Here is a 21,391-nt window from a genome sequence, read left to right as displayed (position 1 = left end):
GTGCTGAAATTTCAGGTGGCAATACAAACAATCGCTTGCGATTGGCGAGCGGGCAGAGAAAATTCCATGCTGCTCGCCGTCAATGCCAGCGTGGAAGCGTGTGTAGCTGTGCCATAACGCGCATCGCCCAGTATGGGATGACCTAATTCTGCAAGGTGGCGGCGAATTTGGTGTTTGCGTCCGGTGTCGATGTGCAGTTGTAAGTGTGTGCAAGCGTTGCCCGCATCGTAAGTGGCTTTGTCTATCCAGGTTACGGCGTGTTTACCGTCAATCGGGCTGTCAATTTTTAGCGGCAGTGCTGTGTCAGCGGCGGGTTTCCATTCACCGTGCACGCTGGCGCGATAATGTTTCGCGATGCGATTGTTTTGAAATAAAGCGGAGAGTGCGGCAGCGGCTCTTTCAGTGTGTGCCACCAACATCAAGCCGTTGGCTTCGCGATCCAAACGATGCACCAGAAATGTTTTGCGCTGCGTGAGTTGCTCGGCGATACGCAGCAGCGAACAGTGATCGCCTTGCAGCGTGCCTTGCGCCAGCAAGCCTGCGGGTTTGTACCACACGGAGTAACTGCGCTCGTCGGCAATTTTTGTGGGCATGGGTGCGGTGAGCGCAAGAATATCGACATCAAAATAAATATGCAGCGTGCTGTTGGCGGGCAATTCGCGGGTAGCGCGGCGCATGCGCTCCTGTTTCTTGTTGATTTGCAGCCACACCGCGCCGTTGGCCATCGCTTTTTTGAGTTGCATGCGCGACAGCGGCGTGTTTTCTGCCAGCCAATCAATCGCGCGTTTTCCATTCGCGGTAATGGTGATGCTGTGCTCGAATTTTTTGATGGGAGTGTCTGTCATACAAGATTCGTGAGAATGTGGCGATAACTGGCTAAACGCTCAGGAAAAATTTTTCCGCTTTGTTCGGCGGCGAGTACTGCGCAGTCTGGTTCGTGTTCGTGCTGGCAGTCGCGGAAGCGGCAGCCGTGCGCGTGCTGCTGTAAATCAGAAAAATGCGACAGCAAATCTGGCGCGGGAATGGCAGGCAAAGTTAATTCGCGTATGCCAGGGGAATCAATCAAATCGCCGCCTTCCGGCAAGTGATACAGGCGCGCAGTGGTGGTGGTGTGTTTGCCTTTTTCAACACCGGCTGATAATTCGCCGATGGCAATTTCTGTGTCTGGCAGCAGGGCGTGAATTAGAGACGATTTCCCCACACCAGATTGCCCAACAATCACCGAGGTTTTGCTTTGCAAAAACTGTCGCAGTGCGTGCAGGCTTTTTTCTTGTTGCGTAGACACAGAAAAAACGGAATAGCCAATCTGTTGATAAACATGCAGCATGCGATCAAGCACGGCGCGATTTTCGTCGTTGAGTAAATCGGTTTTGTTGCACACGATGGCAGCGGCAATACCGTAGAGATGCGCCGCGACCAAATAGCGATCCACCAAAAACGGAAACGGTTCCGGTGCGGGCGCAATCGTCACCAGCATCACATCGATATTGGCGGCAATGGGGCGCAGCAAGCCGCGGCTGTCGGGGCGCGAAAGCAGTGAACGGCGCGCGCTGCTGGCCACCACCACGCCCTGCGCAATTTCACTGTCGGGTGTTGGCAACTTGGCAATCACGCGGTCGCCCGTCACCAGCGCTTCCATATTGGTGCGCAAAAAACAGCGCAGGCTGCGCGGTGCATCATCCAAAGTTTCCACATCTACTTGTCTGCCGTAATGCGCGACGATCAACACTTCTTGCTCGCCGCCCAGTTGCGTTTCATCCGGTGCGTCTTCGCTGGCCACGGCACTGCGCCGTCGCGTTTGTTGCAGCGCAATGCGGCGGCGTTGTTGGTCGGTGAGTCGTCTGGCCATTAAGTCGGCTTCACATCGGCGGGCGTAGCGGTAAGAATGGCGCACACCTTACCAAGAGAGCGGCGAGATGCAACCGAAGCCCGTTGTGCACAAAGACCATTTAATTTGGATTGATTTGGAGATGACCGGTTTGAACCCTGATACCGATGTCATCATCGAGATCGCCACCATCGTCACCGACAGCGATCTCAAAGTCTTGGCAGAAGGCCCTGCCTTAGCGATACGCCAAACGCAGGCGACGATGGATGCCATGGACGAGTGGAACACGCGCCAGCACGGCAACAGCGGACTGACGGCGCGCGTGCTGACCAGCGATATAGATGTTGCCGAAGCCGAGCGCCAGACGCTCGCGTTTCTCGCGCAGTGGGTGCCAGCCGGCGCTTCACCGATGTGCGGCAATAGCATCTGTCAGGATCGCCGTTTTTTGTGGCGCGGCATGCCGCAACTGGAAGCGTTTTTTCACTACCGCAATTTGGATGTCAGTACCATCAAAGAATTGGCGAAACGCTGGCGACCAGAAATTACCGAAGGCGTGAAAAAAAATAGCTCACACCTCGCGCTGGATGACATCCGCGATTCGATTGCCGAGTTGCAGCATTACCGCAAATATTTTTTCATCACCTGAGAAATTAATGTTTCAGTGTCTGGCCGATGAATGCAGGGTAATCATGACTGTAGGATCCTTTCAGGTGATCGATGTCCCTGTAAATCACTTCGCCATCCGGTGTGACCGCGCTACACCACTGTGCTGCACACATAAAATCAGCTGGATCCAGAATAATTGCGCCGCTGCGTTGCGCTACATCGCGCAATAGTGGCGTGATAGCTGCGGTTCTCCTGTAGTGCTCGTCCAGTGATATGCCTCCTTCTAGATGAGCAGTAGGGTGAAAACCCAGCAACGAACGCTTTATCAGCTTGTGCGGATCAAATTCTTCTCCGCCGGGGATATTCAGTAATAGATAAACTGTTTTACCTTGATCCGTGAGGTTCTTGATGGTGTTGGTCAGTTGATCCATTGCTTTTTGTAGACCTTCAGGTGTATTCATTGGGTACAACTGATTGCCATCTTGATATTGAAAGCTGAATGTTCCGCGCCATTGCGCACCTAGTACCACAGTGTCGACATCGGGGTTACTGGTGGCCATTAAAAGCGCGCGGGAATTGGTTGGATTGCAATCCAGATCATCTCCTAGATGGCGGAGATTCAAAATGGGTAAACGACAACCCGTAAGCATGGCTTTTCTGGAGCCATTGCTGGCATGGATGAGCGTTTCTATCCCCTGCCAGTATTGATCCATATTACTGTCTCCAATGTACAGTGTGATTTTTTTTCCATTGCCGACGGAACGATATTCCTGATTGTCGATTAAAACGCCTATCGTTTGGGATGTTGGGGATCCGAAAGCTCCATCTTGCGTTGCAGCGGCAATTTTTTGTGCCAATGCATCAGCGTGTCTTGGATGAATAAAGCCAGTGAAAAATAGACTGCCTATGCCAGCGGTTAACAAGGCAGCCAGCAACAGGGCAATACTGGCGATATTGCCTTTATGGCGCAGAGGTTTCTCAACAAATTGGTAAGTCAGAGTGGCGAAGATAATCGCCATAAAGACAGCAATTACTTTTACTTCGGCTGACAGTGTTAGGCCATCTGTAATTTTTGGAAATGACAATAGCGGCCAGTGCCATAAATACAACGGATAACTGATGAGACCGATAAATACGAAGAAACAGTTCCCCAGCAAATATCGATTAATCAGGGTTGTTGGTCCTGCGGCGATGAGTATCACAGTGCCTAGCACCGGAAACAGCGCAGCCCAGCCTGGGAACTTGGTTTTTCCATTCAGCGTGAAAATAGCCACACACAACAATGTGATGCCTATTAATGAGAGTGTTTCAATCAGCGTGCGCTGTAGTCGTGGATACTTACCGGCTATGCCGTTCACTGCGTCAGGTTGGGATGGGATGAATGCCAGTAATCCGCCACATAATAATTCCCATACCCTTGTTAGTGGCATGTAAAAGTTTCCAACCTTTCCGAAAGTTTCTGATACACATAATAAAAAAGATATTGCTGTTATTGCAGCTATCAAGATCCATGGTTTCTTGTATCTAGCAAAAAACAGCAGCGTGATTGGCCACAGGGTATAAAACTGTTCTTCAATACTCAGTGACCATAAATGTAATAAAGGTTTCAGTTCTGAAGCAGTGTCGAAATATCCTGCTTCAGACCACAAAGTGAAATTCAGGACAAAAAAATTGGCACTTAATACATGTTTCCCTAATTGTTTCAATTCGTCGGGGAATAACAATATCCAGCCTGCCAGCAAACAAGTGGCAAGCATCAGTAGCAAGGCTGGAAAGATCCGTCTGATTCGCCTAGAGTAAAAGTCAAGAATGGAGAAGCTGCCAGTCGCTGATGATTTCAGAATGATGGACGAAATCAGAAATCCTGAGATAACGAAGAAAATATCAACGCCAACAAATCCACCGCTGATAAGATTGGGAAATGTGTGGAAGCCGATCACTGAAGTGACTGCGATGGCTCGCAAGCCGTCGATATCGGGGCGGTATTGAAAATCGGGCAAGGGAACCGAAAAATTGATAGGCGTATTTTGGCTGTTATTCATTTGGCATAAGGCCGAGGTTGTTATTATTCTCCGAATTGTACAGGTAAAAGCCCAATGATGCCGGTTCCTTTGTGTGTAGTAATTCCATTGCCGAGTTGCAGCATTACCGCAAGTTTTTCTTTGTTTTGTAAAATAGCTAAGCAATGCTGCGGTTGTCTATCAGTGCGAAGAGGAGAATGAAATGATGGAAAATATGCGTATCAAAAAACCCACGGTTGAACAGACTGAAACAGCGTTAGAGGCGGCAAAAACACTGCGTGTGGGTGAAGATGCCTCCGCGTTAGGGCATGTATTTTTGTACCAATTTAATCGCAATATAAGACTGGAAGAGGTGTACAAGCATATTTCCCACTACTTGCGTTCTGGGCATGACCCTCAGGAGCATGCCAAGTTGTTGAGAGCAATTGAAAGAGCAGAAAAAGAAGAGCACCCAGGCGAGGATGGGATCGCGGTATTTCCCGACTCCTGACTTACGCTTTTTGATGTTGTGTTTCGGTGTTTCAGTCCAAAGTCTGCCGCATTTCCAGCGCCGGTTGCGCGCAATCGCTTTGGCCGATTTGCTTGGCGGGTACGCCCGCCATCAATGCGCAGTCGGGCACATCTTTGAGGATCACGCTGCCTGCCGCAATTTGGGCGCAAGCACCCACTTTGATGTTGCCGAGGATTTTGCTGCCGGGGCCAATCAACACGCCTGCGCCAATTTTCGGGTGGCGGTCGCCCGTTTCTTTGCCGGTGCCGCCGAGGGTCACGTCTTGCAGAATGGACACATTATCGGCCACGGTTGCTGTCTCGCCGATCACAATGCCGGTGGCGTGATCGAGCAATACGCCTCCGCCGATGCGCGCCGCAGGATGAATATCCACCGCAAAAATCACCGAAATGCGATTTTGTAAAAAGTACGCCAGCGGTTTGCGATTTTGCTGCCACAGCCAGTGCGCCACGCGCCACGCCGTGAGCGCGTGAAAGCCTTTGTAAAATAGCAGGGCCTGCAAGGGCGATTGGCACACGGGGTCGCGGGTGGTGATGGCTTCGATGTCCTGCGCTACTACCGCCGTAATCGAGGTATCTGCACAAAAGGCTTCGGCAAACACCTCCATCAGCGTCAACGCGGGTAGAGCTTGGCAGTCCAGTTTGCCAGCGATAAGGAAACCCAGTGCAGAACAGAGGCTTTGATGGCGCAACACCGTGTTGTGTAGGTAACTGGCGAGCACGGGTTCTTGCGCGGCTTCCCGCTCGGCTGTGCTGCGAATGGTTTGCCACAGTGCTTCGATCATGGTGGTCGATCTACAATAAAGAATGGCGTGCAGTATAAGATGCGCGTTGAGAATTGAGGTAAATTCATGTCAGCAGCCAGTACCTCTCTTGCGCCGGATTTGTTTGGTCGCAAGCCATTTTGGGCGAAGCGTTTTGGCGCTGCGCCTGTGTTGCCGATGTCGCGCGCAGAAATGGATGTGTTGGGTTGGGATAGCTGCGACATCATCATCGTCACCGGCGATGCCTATATCGACCACCCCAGTTTCGGCATGGCGGTGATCGGTCGCACACTGGAAGCGCAGGGGTTTCGCGTCGGCATCATCGCGCAGCCGGATTGGCAATCCGCCGAAGCCTTCAAAGCGCTGGGCAAACCGAATTTATTTTTCGGCGTGACAGCCGGCAACATGGATTCGATGATTAACCGCTACACGGCGGATAAAAAAATTCGCTCCGACGATGCTTACTCACCGAATGGCGAAGGCGGCCGTAGACCCGATCGCTCCACACTCACTTATTGCCAGCGCTGCCGTGAAGCGTTCCCTAATGTACCGCTGGTCATCGGCGGCATTGAAGCGAGTTTGCGTCGTCTTGCGCATTTTGATTACTGGTCAGAAAAAGTGCGCCGTTCGATTTTGTTCGACAGCAAAGCCGATATGCTGATTTATGGCAACGCAGAAAGACAAGTGGTGGAACTCGCGCATCGTTTAGCAGCGGGCGAAAACATTCGTGATATTTACGATATTCGTGGCACGGCGTTTATCACGAAAAATGTGCTGGCAGATTTTCAAGAAGTTGATGCCACTGAAATCGAAGGAGCCGAGGTGGTGCGTTTGATGGCACCAGACCACGAAGAAAAATCTTCCGTGCAAAAAAAAGCAGAAGTGGTACGCATGCCTTCGTTTGAAGCAGTGAGTGGCGACACGCTGTTGTACGCCCATGCTTCGCGCGTGTTTCACAAAGAAACCAATCCTGGCAATGCGCGCGCAGTGATACAACAGCACGGCGACAGAGCTGTGTGGATGAATCCACCGCCGCTGCCGCTTTCCACTCAAGAAATGGACAGCGTTTTTGGTTTGCCGTATTCGCGCCAACCGCATCCATCGTATGGTAAAGCCAAATTTCCTGCGTATGAAATGATCCGTTTCTCAGTGAACATCATGCGCGGCTGCTTTGGCGGCTGCACTTTTTGTTCCATCACTGAACACGAAGGACGCATTATTCAGAGCCGCTCGGAAGAATCTATCCTGCAAGAAATTGAAGATATTCGCGACAAAGTGCCGGGATTTACCGGCGTGATTTCTGATCTCGGCGGCCCCACCGCCAATATGTGGCGCTTGAATTGCAAAGACGAAAAAATTGAGCAGAGTTGTCGGCGCTTGTCTTGTGTGTATCCAACGATATGCAGCAATCTCGAAACCAATCAAATGCCGCTGGTGAAGTTGTATCGCAAAGCGCGCGCGCTGCCAGGGGTAAAAAAAATTGATCGCCTCAGGTCTGCGCTATGACTTGGCGGTAGAAACACCGGAGTATGTGAAAGAGTTGGTCACGCATCATGTCGGTGGTTATTTGAAAATTGCGCCCGAGCACACGGAAGAAAGCGTGCTGACCAAGATGATGAAGCCGGGCATTGGCACTTACGACCGCTTCAAAGGCATGTTTGAAAAATATTCGCGCGCAGCGGGCAAAGAGCAGTATCTCATTCCGTATTTTGTAGCGGCTCACCCCGGCACGCGCGACGAAGATATGATGAATCTCGCGCTGTGGTTGAAGAAATACAATTTCCAAGCTGATCAAGTGCAAGCCTTTATTCCCTCGCCAATGGCGATGGCGAGCGCGATGTATCACACAGGAAAAAATCCGCTAAAACGCATTCGTGCCAACAGCGAAACCGTGGCGGTGCCGAAGGGCATCAATCAACGCAAATTGCACAAAGCGTTTTTGCGCTATCACGATCCAGACAACTGGCCGCTGCTGCGCACGGCGTTGCACAAAATGGGGCGCGCGGATTTGATCGGCAACGGCGCGCATCACCTCATTCCTAAAACGCAGCCGGTGAAAATTGACGCGCGTATCAAAAATGCCGATGCCATGTATCGTCGTCGCGCCAATAAATTATTGACGCAGCACACCGGCTTGCCGCCGCGGCGAACGCGGTAAACCACTATGCAGCAGCGCACTGTCATTCGCAGCACAACGATTTTTCTCAGTTTGTTACTGATGTCGTTGCTGCTGTTGTTTGCGGTGAATGAATACGAAAAAAGCCGAGAATTTCAATGGCAAAACATGGTGCAGCCACACTGGGAAGGCGAAGTGCCACAGGCGCCTTTGTTACTGCCATTGGCGACGGAAAAAGCAGATGCGGTTGTGATCGCGTCCGATATTGGCAAAGGTGAGGTGGATTTAGCGCAGCCGCCGCCGCCAGTAAAAGATGTAGAGCCCTCCGTTGAGGAAATCAAAAAGCCTGAAGTAGTGAAAAAACCGGAGCCGGTTAGCAATGCCGCCGTGGCGGTAGTGAAAAACAAATCACAACCGCAAGTGCCAAAAGCAACAACAACACCCAAAAAGCACTGCGTTTGCGAATGAAAGAAGACCTTTACTACGGCCACACTTCGCGATGGGAGGTGAAAAAACAAAAAGAAATCCCAGACTTTTTTGCGAAAAAAATAGATCCAAATGATGTGCGGTTAGGTGGGAACTTGATTATGGAAGGAGACGACAACAGTACGGCCACACGGAATAATCCGGACAAAAAAAATGGCAGCAACAATTACCTTGATGTCATCCAGGGCGCTGAACTCAAAATTTCGATTCCGATGCGTTGAGCGACAGTTTTACTCAACGCTGTTACGAATATTGCTCAAGCCCAATTTCGCTTGTGGATTCTTCTTGTATACCAGCGCAATGTGACCAATTTGTTGCACTAATTCGCATTCGCAGCGGGCGCACATATCCGCAATGATTTGTTGCTTTGCTACGCGATCGCCCACGGCGAATTTCACTTTGATCAGTTCGTGGTCGTGCAGAGCGCGACGCACTTCATCAAGTACGCTGTCGGCCAATCCTTTGCCAGCCACAGTGACCACCGGGTTGAGCGCATGCCCCAATGCTTTCAGTTGTTGGCGAGTGTGACTGTCGAGGCTCATGGCGGCTGTCCGAAGAGGCGAGGGCGGGCGCGCATTGTAGCGGCTTTGCGGCGGTCAACTGGTATGATGGTCACAGCAACAGGAAACCACGCATGACTCCCGACTCCCCGATCAATAAACCTGCAAAAAAAGTGGGTCGCTCGCGCAGCAGCGGGCGCTGGTTGAGGGAGCATTTCGATGATCCGTACGTCAAAGAAGCGCAGAAGCAGGGCTACCGCTCGCGTGCCAGCTTTCAGTTGCTGGAAATTCAGGAGAACGATCGCCTGATTCGCCCCGGCATGACGGTGGTTGATCTCGGTTCCGCCCCTGGCGGCTGGTCGCAAGTGGCGGTGGCGCTGGTGGGGCATCACGGCCGCGTGATCGCCAGTGATATTTTGCCGATGGATACTCTGGCCGGCGTCGATTTTATCCACGGCGATTTCACCGAAGAGACGGTGTTGGCGGAGATATTGGCCGCTCTGGGTGAACGCAAGGCGGACCTTGTGATTTCGGATATGGCCCCCAACATGAGCGGTATGGCAGGTGTGGATCAGCCGCGCGCGATGTACTTGGTGGAGCTGGCGAGCGAGATGGCGGCGCAAGTGTTGAAGCCAGACGGCGCTTTCCTCACCAAAGTATTCCACGGCGAAGGTTTTGATGAACTGCTGAAAGTCTTGAAGGGGCGCTACAAAAAAGTGAGCACCCGCAAGCCGCAGGCCTCGCGCGCGCGATCGCGTGAGGTGTATCTGCTAGCGCAAGGTTTTAAAAATTAACAATGCTGCGTGGCTATGTCACGAGCAAGAAAATGTATTGAAAGTGGTATCGAGAGGGTTTGATTTTGAACGACACAATTAAAACACTGCTGATCTGGGGTGCCATTCTTTTTGTGCTGATGTCGGCGTTCCGAAATCTCGCACCGCAACAACCGGCCAGCGCGCTCGAATACTCTGCTTTTATTCAAGAAGTACAACAGCAGCGCGTGGCCTCGGTGGTGATCGACGGTCAAAAAATCAACGGTGCAATGAAGGATGGCACTGCGTTTCAAACTGTGCGCCCGAATGTATTGGACACACATTTGATGGACGATTTGTTGAGCAACAATGTCAGAGTAGAAGGGCGTGAGCCGGAACAACCCGGCTTGTTGCAGCAATTGTTTTTGCTGTGTTGCCCGTCTTGTTGATTATCGGTGTGTTCATGTTTTCATGCGCCAAATGCAGGGCGGCATGGGCGGCAAAGGCGGGCCGATGAGCTTTGGTAAAAGCAAAGCGCGTTTGTTGTCGGAAGACCAAATCAAAACCACCTTTGCAGATGTGGCCGGTGTAGACGAAGCCAAAGAAGATGTCAGCGAACTGGTGGAGTTTTTGCGCGACCCTTCGCGCTTTCAAAAATTGGGCGGAAAAATTCCGCGCGGCGTGTTGATGTCGGGGCCTCCAGGTACCGGTAAAACTTTATTGGCTAAAGCGATTGCCGGCGAAGCCAAAGTGCCGTTTTTTTCTATCTCCGGTTCCGATTTTGTGGAAATGTTTGTCGGCGTGGGTGCGTCGCGTGTGCGCGATATGTTTGAGCAGGCAAAGAAGCAAGCGCCGTGCATTGTGTTTATCGACGAGATTGATGCCGTGGGCAGACATCGCGGCGGCGGTCATGGCGGCGGCAATGATGAACGCGAGCAAACGCTGAATCAATTGCTCGTCGAAATGGACGGCTTTGAAGGCAGCGAAGGCGTGATTGTCATCGCCGCTACCAACCGCCCCGATGTGCTGGATAAAGCGTTGTTGCGCCCCGGTCGCTTTGATCGCCAAGTGCATGTGGCGCTGCCGGATATTCGCGGCCGTGAACAAATTTTGAAAGTGCATATGCGCAAAGTGCCGCTGGATGAAGCGGTAGATGCGTCCATCATCGCACGCGGTACCCCTGGATTTTCTGGTGCGGATCTCGCTAACTTGGTAAATGAAGCGGCACTGTTTGCCGCGCGCGGCAATCGCCGTTTGGTGACGACAGAAGAATTTGAAAAAGCGCGCGACAAAATCATGATGGGTGCCGAGCGCAAATCCATGGTGATGTCGGAAAAGAAAAAAACCATGACTGCCTACCACGAGGCCGGTCACGCTATCGTCGGCTATCTCATGCCGGAGCATGATCCGATTCACAAAGTCACGATTATTCCGCGTGGTCGTGCGCTGGGCATCACATGGTTTTTGCCAACAGCAGATCGCATTAGCACTAGCAAACGCAAATTGTTGAGTGATATTGCTACGGCGTACGGCGGCCGCATTGCTGAAGAAATGATTTACGGTGCAGACGGTGTTTCCACTGGCGCGTACAGTGATATTCAGATGGCGACCAGCATTGCGCGCGCGATGGTGGTGAATTATGGTTTGTCTGAAAAACTCGGCGCCTTGGATTACGACGCCGCGATGGCGAAGGTTTTCGTGAAAAATATTTCTGCGCACACAGAAGAGCTGATTGATAGTGAAATTAAAACTATTCTGGATGCGAGTTATGCGCGCGCCACAGAAATGCTGCAAGCGAATACCGATATTTTGGAAGCGATGAAAAATGCGTTGATGGAATATGAGACGCTGGACAGCGAGCAAGTGGATGATTTGATGGCGCGTCGCGCTGTGCGTGCGCCGCGCGATTGGCACAACAGCAACACCGGCGGCAATAAGCCGAGTGGCAATACGCCAGAAGCGGCTGAAAACAACACGCCGCCGCCGAATAATGTGACGCCGATTGGTGGGCCAGCGGGCGAACATTGATCGCTCGCTGATCCAGCACGCTCCATGCAATTGCACTGCGCAAACCGTGTGTTGGATTTATCCAGCCCGGCGGTGATGGGTATCCTTAATATCACGCCCGATTCTTTTTCCGATGGCGGCGTGTTTTTTGCGCACAAGCAAGCACAACTCGATCACTGCCTGCGCGCCGCAGAAAAAATGCTGGCCAATGGTGCGCGCGTGTTGGATATAGGCGGTGAATCCACGCGCCCGCATGCGCAGCCGGTTTCTTCTCAGGAAGAAATGGCGCGCGTGTTGCCGGTTGTTGAAGCGGTAGCTGTGCGCTTGGATGTGGTTATTTCTGTTGATACCAGCAACCCGCAAGTGATGCGCGAGGCGGCTGCACTCGGCGCAGGTATGATCAACGATGTGCGCGCGCTGCAACGAGAAGGCGCGCTGCAAACTGCCGAGCAAACGGGCTTGCCGGTGTGTTTGATGCACATGCAGGGTGAGCCGGAAAACATGCAAGACCATCCGCACTATGACGATGTGGTAACGGAGGTGGCTGCGTGGTTGCAACAGCGCGCAGCCACTTGTGTACAGGCTGGTATTGCGCCGCAAAATATCTTGCTCGACCCCGGCTTCGGCTTTGGTAAACGCTAGAACACAATGTAGATTTGCTGCGCCGTTTAGATGTATTGGCGCAGTTGCCGTATCCGCTCTTGGTGGGGCTGTCGCGCAAATCCATAGCCGGTAAACTGACGGGTAAACCTGTCGAGGAACGCTTACCTGCTTCTCTGGCCTTGGCACAAATGGCTTTAGATCGCGGCGCGCGTATTCTTCGTGTGCACGATGTGGCAGAAACTGTCGATATGGTGCGCGTATGGTGCGCCATCAATGAAAAAAATTAAAAAGGATTAATCGTGTGAGTAGAGAATTTTTTGGCACCGATGGCATTCGTGGTCGTGTAGGAGAATATCCCATCACGCCGGATTTTATTTTGCGTTTGGGTTGGGCGGCAGGGAAAGTTTTGCGCGTCACGCCAGCGATGAAAATAAATTGATTTTGATAGGCAAAGACACGCGCATTTCTGGCTACATGTTTGAATCGGCTTTAGAGGCGGGTTTAATCAGTGCCGGTGTGAATGTGGGTTTGTTGGGGCCTATGCCTACACCGGCGATTGCCTATCTCACGCGCACCTTTAACGCACAAGCAGGCATTGTGATCAGCGCCTCGCACAATCCGCATGAAGACAATGGCATCAAGTTTTTTTGTGCGGACGGCAGCAAATTGCCCGATGAAGTGGAGTTGGAAATTGGAAGCGCAGTTAAAGAGCCGATGCAGATAGAAGATCCTACATTACTGGGTAAGGCCAAACGCATTGTTGATGCGGCGGGGCGTTACATTGAATTTTGCAAAAGCACCACGCCATTTAATTTTCATTTGCGCGGCATGCGTATTGTGGTGGATTGTGCTAATGGCGCTACTTATCACATCGCGCCGAATGTATTGCGCGAGCAGGGCGCAGAGGTGATTGAATTGGCGAGCAAGCCGGATGGTTTGAATATCAATCAGAACTGCGGTTCTACCCATCCGAAGTGAATTGCAGCGCGCGGTGTTGGAGCACAAAGCCGATCTCGGTATTGCGTTTGACGGTGACGGCGATCGTGTGCTGTTTGTTGATCACACGGGTGAATTGGTGGATGGCGACGAATTGCTCTTTATCATCGCCTGCGATCAACAGCAGCGCGGCATGTGCAAAGGTGGGTCGGCACACAAATGAGTAACTTGGGTTTTGAATTGGCCTTGCAGCAGCGTGACATTCCTTTTGTGCGCACCAAAGTGGGCGATCGCTATGTGATTGAAGGCATGCAAGAAAACAGTTGGAACCTCGGCGGCGAATCTTCCGGTCATATTATTTGTAATCATTTCACCACCACCGGTGATGGTGTGGTTTCTGCTCTGCAAGTGTTGTTGGCGCTGCGTAACAGCGGCAAAAAACTGGCAGAAGCGCGACGCGGTATGCACAAGTTTCCGCAGGTGATGATTAATGTGCGTGCGTGCAGAAAGTGATCTCAGTGAGCATCCAGTCATTCACCAAGCGGTGCAACAAGCCGAAGAAAAATTGGGTGGACAAGGGCGTGTCTTGTTGCGTCCGTCTGGCACGGAGCCGGTAGTGCGCGTAATGGTGGAAGGGCGCAGACATGGGCTTAGTAAAACCGTTGGCTGCTGAATTGGCAGTTGTGGTTGAAACAGCATTGACTTGAGGTTTTTATGACGCATTCATCACGCAAACCCTTGGTCATCGGCAACTGGAAAATGCACGGCACGCAGGCCAGTAACAGCGCGTTGATGCAAGCTTTGTTGCAAGGCACAAGAAACATTGTGCACCGCAAATGGCGGTGTGCGCGCCGTTTCCATACTTGGCGGCGTGTCGCGAACAATTGCAGGGCACGGCAATTCAGTGGGGCGCACAAAATGTGAGCGATCATGCGCAGGGGTGCGTATACCGGTGAAGTAGCTGCGGCCATGTTGGCGGATTTCGGCTGCCATTATGTGCTGGTGGGGCATTCAGAGCGCCGCACTTTGCTAGGTGAAATGGACGATCAGGTGGTTGCTAAAATTCGTCAGGCATTAGCCTGTGGCATTACACCGGTGCTGTGCGTGGGAGAGACGCTGGCCGAGCGTGAGCGAGATGCAACGAAGTTGGTGGTGGCTCGACAATTACACGCGGCCTTGGATCATTTGGAGCCAGTGCAACTGCAGCAATTGGTGGTGGCGTATGAACCGGTGTGGGCAATAGGCACTGGCAAAACCGCCACGCCCGAGCAGGCGCAGGCTGTGCATGCCTTTATTCGACAGCAATGGGCAGAGCGGCTACCGACTCATGCTGGCGAGTTGCGCGTGCTTTTACGGGGGCAGTGTGAAAGCGGATCATGCCGCCCTTCTTTTGCCCAACCAGATGTCGATGGCGGTTTGGTGGGCGGCGCAGCGCTAGACCCCGAACAGTTTTTGCGCCATCATTAACGCAGCGGAACAAGCATGGAACCACTGATCATTGCACTACACATTTTGGTGAGCATCGCCATCGTCGCCCTCATCCTGCTGCAGCAGGGTAAAGGCGCAAAGTCAGTGCTTCTTTCGGCAGCAGTGGCTCGCAAACGCTGTTTGGCAGCACCGGCAGCGGCAACTTCCTCAGCCACACCACAGCGATTTTGGTGGCAGTTTTTTCGTCACCAGTTTTGGTTTAGCGATGTTGGCTAAAAACAAAGCGGGCGCCGGTCTGAGCGATGAAGGCATTCCTTCCGCCGCCGTCATTGAGCAACACAACAAAGATGCAAAACAGCCTGCTAGTGATGCGGCACCTGCTGTAGAAAAAACAGCGCCAGCTGGCGATGCGCCGACCGCACCGGAAGCGACAACACCGGCAGCAGATGTGCCTGCTGCGCCTGAAACATCGAAAGGAAAATAATTTTTAGCCCGGGTGGTGGAATTGGTAGACACGCTACCTTGAGGTGGTAGTGGCGCAAGCTGTGCCGGTTCGAGTCCGGCCTCGGGTACCATTTTTTAGTTTTAGTAAGTCCCAGAAAGTCCCTCAAGCCCAGCAAATGCTGGGTTTTTTGTGCCTGATAGTCCTAGTGGGTACTAACTGATTCCATTGCAGCCACCAATAAATGTAGTACATTTGTGAGTACATTTTTACTCACACAGGATGCTGGCAGCTATGGCACTCACAGACCCCGCAATAAAAGCGCCAAGCCAAAGGGAAAAGCAATACCGGATGGCAGACGGTGGCGGCCTGTGTGTGCTGGTTCACCCTAACGGCTCAAAATACTGGCAGTTGAGATACCGGCACCCCGCCACGGGAGAGGCTGAGCTAATAGGGCTGGGTGTATACCCCGCGCTGAGCCTGTCAGTAGCTCACCTCAAAGCAAAGGCAGCCAAAGCAGAGTTGGCTGGGGTGCAGACCCTAGCGCGAACCGCAAGAACACCAAGTTAGGCAAAACAGATTGCATCGGCCAACACGTTTGAGGCGGTGGCGGTGGAGTGGCACACCAAAAAGCGGAAAGAGGGCAAATGGAGTGCAAGCCATGCGGAGCGAATCTGGCGAAGGCTGGAATTGAACGTGCTGCCATTGTTAGGGCAGCGCCCAGTGGCAGAGCTGAAAACCGTGGAATTGCTCTATCCCCTGCAAGTGGTAGAAAAAACCGGCTGCCTTACAGTCACAGAAAGGTTACGCCAATACATCACCGGCATCATGCGGCACGCTGTGCAGACAGGCCGAATAGACACTAATCCGGCGCTGGACCTACAGGGTGGAACCGCTACGCCTAAAGAAACCCACAGACCTGCATTGCCACTTGAGCGCCTACCTGAATTACGGCGGCGGTTGAATGAATACAGCGGCAGCTTCACAGGGCGGCACGCTATGCAGTTTGCGCTACTAACCGGCGCTAGGTCTTCAGAGTTTCGTTTTGCGCGTTGGGCTGAGTTTGATCTTGCGAGGGCGGAGTGGACGATACCAGCACAGCGAGAAGTGGTAGAGGGGGTTAAGTATTCAGGCCGTGGCGAAAAAATGGGTACACCACGGTTAATTCCTTTGGCGCGTCAGGCGGTGGAATTGCTGCGCGCTCTACAGGTGCTAACAGGCGATAAAACTTTTGTATTCGAGAGCCAGCAAAGGCGGGGCATGCCCATTAGTGAAAACACGCCGAATGAGGTTTGCGTAAGTTGGGGTATGACACAAAAGCGGAAATTTGTTTGCACGGTTTCCACTGATGGCCTGTAGTTCATTGAACGAATCTGGATTGTGGAACAGGGATGCCATAGAGCGGCACTTGGGGCATCAAGAGCGTGACAACGTAAGGGCTGCCTACCAGCACAAGGCGGAGTACCTGCAAGAGCGCAAGAGAATGTTGCAGTGGTGGGCAGACTATATTGATGCGCAGGCAGAAGGTCTTATACCGGCAACTGAGTTCAGGCAGGATGGCGCAGTGATTTACATGGCAGGCCGAAACAAGGCGGTATAACAGTATTTGCATTAGCCACTGTGCGTATCGCAGAACGCAGGAAGATGATGCAAACTTGGCTGCATTGCCAACCCTAGATTGCACAAGCCTGAATTACACAAGCCTGAATTACACAAGGAAGGCAAATGTCACCGCTCCAAACCCTGCTTTCCACTTTCCGCAATGCCGCCGTTACCGAACGCGAAAAAGGAACTTACTTTGAAAGTTGTGCATTCAATACCTACGCAATGAAGCCACGTATCGGGATTTATACAGCGATGTGTGGACGTATGGCGATTGGGCGCAACTGCAGGGGCTGACCAAAAAGATACCGGCATAGACTTGGTGGCAAAAAACGCACGGCACGGATGAATACCACGCCATCCAGTGCAAGTTTTACGCGGAAGATTACAAGGTGCAGAAGGCGGATATTGATAGCTTTTTCACCGCATCCGGTAAAAAGACGTTTTCGCACCGCATTATCATCACCACCACCAATAACTGGAGTGAAAACGCGGAAGCGTCATTGTCTAACCAGCACCCGCCGGTTGCCAAAATAGATTTGAATGCACTGGAAAGCAGCCAGATAGATTGGGCAAAGTACCAAGCCAAAAAAGCGGCAGTATTGAAAAAGAAAAAACAGTTACGCGACCACCAGAAAAGCGCACTGGCTGCCGTGCAAGTGGGTTTGCAAGATGCAGCACGCGGCAAATTGATTATGGCGTGCGGCACGGGTAAAACTTTCACCAGTTTGAAAATTGCCGAAACGCTGGCAGGCAAAGGCAAGCGCGTATTGTTTCTAGTGCCTAGCCTTTCCCTGTTATCACAAACCCTCACCGAATGGACGCAAGAAAGCGAAACACCCTTGCACAGTTTGCCGTGTGTTCCGATAGTGACGTAGGCAAGAAAAGGCAAAACCGATGATGACGTGGTGCAAACCTTTGCCCATGAATTGCGTTACCCAGCCACCACCGAACCCAGGCGTTTGGCGCTGGAAATGGAAAAACGCCACGATGCCCAGAGTATGAGCGTGGTGTTCAGCACCTACCATTCCATTGATGTCATTAGCAAAGCCCAAAAGATTACAAGCTGGCTGATTTTGATTTGATTGTTTGCGATGAAGCGCACCGCACCACCGGCGCAACCTTTGCCGATGAAGACGAATCCAATTTTGTAAAAGTGCATGATGCCAAGTTTCTACGGGCAGCCAAACGCATATACATGACAGCCACCCCGCGCATTTATGGTGATGGCGCAAAAGCCACGGCAGAAAAAGACAATGTTGCCCTGTGTTCAATGGATGATGAAACGCTGTACGGCAAAGAGCTGTACGTCATCACCTTTTCAGAAGCCGTGAGCCGCAAATTGTTGGTGGATTACAAGGTGCTGGTATTGGCGGTGGATGAAGCGCATATCAGCCAATGTCTGCAAAAATTGTTAGCGGATGAAAACAACCAGCTCAAAGTGGATGATGCCGCCAAAATTGTCGGGTGCTGGAAAGCCCTCAGCAAACAAGGCGCGCAAGATGATTTGCTGGATGACAAAGAAGCCATGCGCCGCGCCGTGGCCTTTTGCCAAGTGATCGAATACCGAAAAACGCCAAAACGCACAAGGTCAGCTCTAAAAATATCGCCTCGATGTTTCAGGCAGTCGTGGAGTGCCAAGCATCAGAAAGCCGAAAACGGCGATGCCCCTCTTTGGTGTGTGAAGCCGCGCACGTTGATGGCAGCATGAATGCCAGCGCCAAAGAAGAAAAGCTGGATTGGTTGAAAGCAGAAACGCCAGACAACACCTGCCGCATTCTCAGCAATGTGCGCTGTTTATCGGAAGGTGTGGATGTGCCAGCGCTGGATGCTGTGCTGTTTTTAACCCCGCGCAATTCACAGGTGGATGTGGTGCGTCCGTTGGCCGCGTGATGCGCAATGCAGCAGGAAAGAACGTGGCTATGTGATTCTGCCCGGTGGTGATTCCTGCCGGTGTAGAGCCGCATGAAGCCTTGAATGACAACAAAACCTACAAGGTGGTGTGGCAGGTATTGCAAGCGTTGCGTTCGCACGATGACCGTTTTGATGCCTTGATAAACAAGCTGGATTTGATCGGGCAAGACCGCAGCAAGATGGAAGTAATGGCCATAACCGACAAAATCAGCAAAAAGCGGATAGCAGCTGGCGCGACAAAAAAAGGAACCGGCAAGGGCGGGCGTAGCATTGGTAAAACCCAAGGTGACTACAAACCAGAACAAGCCGAATTGCAGTTTGAAGTGGGCGAAATTGAACGCGCCATTTATGCCAAGGTGGTGCAGAAGTGTGGCAACCGCCAGCATTGGGAAGATTGGGCAAAGATATTGCCAGCATTGCCAAAACGCATATCGCGCATTACTGCCATTCTGGATCGCCAGCGAATACCAAAGAGATAAAAGCCTTTACTGCGTTTTGCCGCTGAATTGCGTGATGATTTGAATGACAGTATCAGCAATGAAGAAGTGATAGAAATGCTGGCACAGCATTTTAATCACCAAGCCGGTATTTGATGCGCTATTCAGTGATTACAGTTTTGCCCAGCACAACCCCATGAGTCTTGCCATGCAAGCGGTATTGGATGTGTTGCAAGAACACCACCTTGAAAAAGAAGCGGATACGCTGGAAAAATTCTATGCCAGTGTGAAGATGCGGGCAGAGGGTATTGATAACGCGCAAGGCAAGCAAAAAATCATTGTGGAATTGTACGATAAGTTTTTCCGCAATGCTTTCCCGAAAATGACGGAACGCTTGGGCATTGTGTATACGCCAGTGGAAGTGGTGGATTTTATTATCCACAGCGTAAACGATATTTTGAAAAGTGAGTTTGGCCAGACCTTGGGCAGTGAGGGCGTGCATATTATTGACCCGTTCCTGGCACGGGTACGTTTATCACGCGCCTGGCGCAAAGTGGTTTGATTGCACCGGAACAGTTGAAACTAAGTACAAGCGCACTGAGATTCATGCGAATGAGTTGTGTTGCTGGCGTATTACATTACACCTTGATGAACGCATCCGCAGCACCTACGCCGCAAGGTCATCGGCCAACAACAAAAATGCCCTGTATGACAGCTACATTCGCGCCATTCGCTGGGCATCGGATCGCATTGGTAATGCGGGCGTCATTGGTTTTGTGACTAATGCAGGTTTTGTCGAAGCCAATACCGCTGACGGCCTTCGCAAGGCGCTGGTGGAGGAGTTTTCCAGCCTGTACGTTTTCCATCTGCGGGCAACGCACGCCTTCCTGGAGAAACAGCGCCGTAAGGAAAAAGACAACGTTTTTGGCATGAGCAGCCGTGCGCCGATTGCAGATTTCCATACTGGTCAAAATCCGGATGCCAATCAGCATGGGCAGATCTATTTGCATGACATTGGTGACTACCTGAACCGCGAAGAAAAGCTGGAAAAAATCGCCAACTTTACATCAACTTGAAAGGCATCGACCAAGTGGCAAAAAATTAAGCCAGACGATCATGGCGACTGGCTCAAAAGCAGCGTGATGAAAGCTTTGGTAAGTTCATTGTGATCGGGGATAAAAAGGCGATGGCCTCAAGATCTTCGATAACTATTCTGGCGGGGTTCAAACCAACAGAGACGCTTGGGTTTTAACTATTCAAAAACTTCGCTTTCTCAAGTTGCGCTGTTTGATTGAAAAGTATGAGTCTGAGTTGGCAAGATTTAACGAAACTTTCTCGATCACTGAAAGAAATAAAAGAAGTCGCAGCCGCCGTTTCCTTGATAAAGACCCAACTCTTATTAGTTGGTCACGCTCGCTTCGAGCTGACGTTATCAAAAGCAAGCATCTGATCTTTAATGAAGAACGCATTGCAGTTTCAACATATAGACCATTTACAAAACAATGGATGTACTTCGACAGACGCCTTAATGAGATGGTCTTGCAAATGCCGAGGCTATTCCCGAATCCAGATTCTCACAACTTAATCATCACTTTCAAGGAGCGCTGGAGCGGAAGTGGCCAGTTTGCGCTGATAACCAACGTTGTATTGGAGCAACAAACCGATGGGGGAGCACAATGCTTTCCGCTGTATTTGTACGAATCCGCAGAAGACAGCGACAAGATTGATTTTGACGGCACAGGCGATATGTTTGCCGCAAAGCGGGCAAAGCCCGCCGCTGGCAAGGCGGCTACACTCGCAAGGATGCCATCACCGATAGCGGCCTAAAGCACTTTCAAGATGCCTACCCCAAAGAAAAAATCAACAAAGAAGACCTGTTCTATTACGTTTACGGCCTACTGCATTCACCCGACTACCGCGAACGCTACGCCGACAACCTCAGCAAAGAACTGCCGCGCATTCCCGCCGTAAAAACTGCCAAAGATTTCTGGCACTTTTCAAAAGCCGGGCGCGACTTGGCAGAACTGCACTTGAATTACGAAACCGTAAAACCCTACCCGGTGAACATCGAATACGTAGGGGCAAAAATCTTGCCCCTACAGGATCAGATTACCGCGTAGAAAAAATGAAATACGCCAAAAGCGGTAAGGACAAGATTTAACCACCTTGATCTACAACCACCGCATCACCATCACCGGCATTCCACTGGAAGCCTACGACTATGTGGTGAACGGCAAACCCGCGCTGGATTGGGTAGTGGAGCGTCAGTGCGTGAAAACCGACAAAGACAGCGGCATAGTGAATGATGCCAACCTCTGGGCAATTGAAACCGTGGGTGATGCAAAATACCCGCTGGAATTGTTTATGCGCGTGATCACCGTGAGCCTGGAAACGATGAAAATTGTGAATGCTTTGCCGGTGTTGGATATTGGTGGTTAG

Annotated in this window: 11 protein-coding genes, 1 tRNA gene and 8 pseudogenes; 15 read left to right on the top strand and 5 right to left on the bottom strand. The window is 51.6% G+C overall.

Going from position 1 to position 21,391, the window contains the following annotated elements:
* Positions 1–11: 11 nt before the first annotated feature.
* The gene (locus IPK30_03270) at positions 12–845 is read right to left on the bottom strand and encodes an RluA family pseudouridine synthase (GenBank protein MBK8102318.1); all 834 of its coding nucleotides are present in this window, start codon (positions 843–845) and stop codon (positions 12–14) included.
* Positions 842–1,849 carry a small ribosomal subunit biogenesis GTPase RsgA gene (gene rsgA / locus IPK30_03265; protein ID MBK8102317.1) on the bottom strand — a complete coding sequence of 336 codons (1,008 nt, stop codon included), beginning with the start codon at positions 1,847–1,849 and terminating at the stop codon, positions 842–844. Before rsgA ends, IPK30_03270 begins: the two co-directional genes overlap by 4 nt.
* A 67-nt stretch (positions 1,850–1,916) precedes the next feature.
* Here rsgA and orn point away from each other — a divergent pair, with 67 nt between their 5' ends.
* On the top strand, positions 1,917–2,474 hold the full coding sequence (orn, locus tag IPK30_03260; GenBank protein ID MBK8102316.1) for an oligoribonuclease: 558 nt from the start codon (positions 1,917–1,919) through the stop codon (positions 2,472–2,474).
* A gap of 4 nt (positions 2,475–2,478) precedes the next feature.
* Here the strand turns inward: orn and IPK30_03255 are convergent, their stop codons facing one another.
* Positions 2,479–4,476, bottom strand: a complete 1,998-nt coding sequence (locus IPK30_03255) for an acyltransferase (protein MBK8102315.1) — start codon at positions 4,474–4,476, stop codon at positions 2,479–2,481.
* A gap of 181 nt (positions 4,477–4,657) precedes the next feature.
* Here IPK30_03255 and IPK30_03250 point away from each other — a divergent pair, with 181 nt between their 5' ends.
* The gene (locus IPK30_03250; GenBank protein MBK8102314.1) at positions 4,658–4,945 is read left to right on the top strand and encodes a hypothetical protein; all 288 of its coding nucleotides are present in this window, start codon (positions 4,658–4,660) and stop codon (positions 4,943–4,945) included.
* Positions 4,946–4,976: 31 nt separating this feature from the next.
* On the opposite strand, the gene cysE is transcribed toward IPK30_03250, so the two are convergent.
* Positions 4,977–5,750, bottom strand: coding sequence for a serine O-acetyltransferase (gene cysE, locus IPK30_03245; protein MBK8102313.1), 774 nt, complete (start codon positions 5,748–5,750; stop codon positions 4,977–4,979).
* A gap of 66 nt (positions 5,751–5,816) precedes the next feature.
* Between cysE and IPK30_03240 the strand changes: the two are divergent.
* The 3 genes and pseudogenes from IPK30_03240 (at position 5,817) to IPK30_03230 (ending at position 8,552) form a co-directional block, all read left to right on the top strand.
* Positions 5,817–7,887, top strand: a pseudogene (locus tag IPK30_03240) (YgiQ family radical SAM protein).
* A gap of 6 nt (positions 7,888–7,893) precedes the next feature.
* Positions 7,894–8,313, top strand: coding sequence for a hypothetical protein (locus tag IPK30_03235; protein MBK8102312.1), 420 nt, complete (start codon positions 7,894–7,896; stop codon positions 8,311–8,313).
* Positions 8,310–8,552 (top strand): hypothetical protein, encoded by a 243-nt coding sequence (locus IPK30_03230; GenBank protein MBK8102311.1) that lies wholly within the window; start codon positions 8,310–8,312, stop codon positions 8,550–8,552. The genes IPK30_03235 and IPK30_03230 overlap by 4 nt, the downstream gene beginning before the upstream one ends.
* A 9-nt stretch (positions 8,553–8,561) precedes the next feature.
* Here IPK30_03230 and IPK30_03225 read toward each other — a convergent pair whose 3' ends face one another.
* Positions 8,562–8,873 carry a YhbY family RNA-binding protein gene (locus IPK30_03225; GenBank protein MBK8102310.1) on the bottom strand — a complete coding sequence of 104 codons (312 nt, stop codon included), beginning with the start codon at positions 8,871–8,873 and terminating at the stop codon, positions 8,562–8,564.
* A 131-nt stretch (positions 8,874–9,004) separates the two neighbouring features.
* Here IPK30_03225 and rlmE point away from each other — a divergent pair, with 131 nt between their 5' ends.
* From rlmE to IPK30_03175, 10 genes and pseudogenes are all read left to right on the top strand, one after another.
* Positions 9,005–9,625: a 23S rRNA (uridine(2552)-2'-O)-methyltransferase RlmE gene (gene rlmE, locus IPK30_03220; GenBank protein ID MBK8102309.1), complete on the top strand. Its 621-nt coding sequence runs from the start codon at positions 9,005–9,007 to the stop codon at positions 9,623–9,625.
* Between the two features lie 65 nt (positions 9,626–9,690).
* The gene (locus IPK30_03215) at positions 9,691–10,032 is read left to right on the top strand and encodes an ATP-dependent metallopeptidase FtsH/Yme1/Tma family protein (GenBank protein ID MBK8102308.1); all 342 of its coding nucleotides are present in this window, start codon (positions 9,691–9,693) and stop codon (positions 10,030–10,032) included.
* A pseudogene (ftsH, locus tag IPK30_03210) lies at positions 10,011–11,611 on the top strand (ATP-dependent zinc metalloprotease FtsH). The gene IPK30_03215 and the pseudogene ftsH overlap by 22 nt, the downstream one beginning before the upstream one ends.
* Before the next feature lie 75 nt (positions 11,612–11,686).
* Positions 11,687–12,480, top strand: a pseudogene (gene folP / locus IPK30_03205) (dihydropteroate synthase).
* A gap of 14 nt (positions 12,481–12,494) precedes the next feature.
* Positions 12,495–13,802, top strand: a pseudogene (gene glmM / locus IPK30_03200) (phosphoglucosamine mutase).
* Positions 13,803–13,888: 86 nt separating this feature from the next.
* Positions 13,889–14,596 (top strand): annotated as a pseudogene (locus tag IPK30_03195) (triose-phosphate isomerase).
* Positions 14,597–14,611: 15 nt separating this feature from the next.
* Positions 14,612–15,041: pseudogene (secG, locus tag IPK30_03190) on the top strand (preprotein translocase subunit SecG).
* A gap of 6 nt (positions 15,042–15,047) precedes the next feature.
* Positions 15,048–15,132 (top strand) — tRNA-Leu (locus IPK30_03185).
* A 161-nt stretch (positions 15,133–15,293) separates the two neighbouring features.
* Positions 15,294–16,599: pseudogene (locus tag IPK30_03180) on the top strand (tyrosine-type recombinase/integrase).
* Between the two features lie 125 nt (positions 16,600–16,724).
* A pseudogene (locus tag IPK30_03175) lies at positions 16,725–21,391 on the top strand (DEAD/DEAH box helicase).

The organism is Cellvibrionales bacterium (genome assembly GCA_016713115.1).
Taxonomy (GTDB): domain Bacteria; phylum Pseudomonadota; class Gammaproteobacteria; order Pseudomonadales; family UBA7239; genus UBA7239.
Note: the sequence above shows the minus strand (reverse complement) of the source record. Positions and strands in the feature narration are given on the sequence as shown.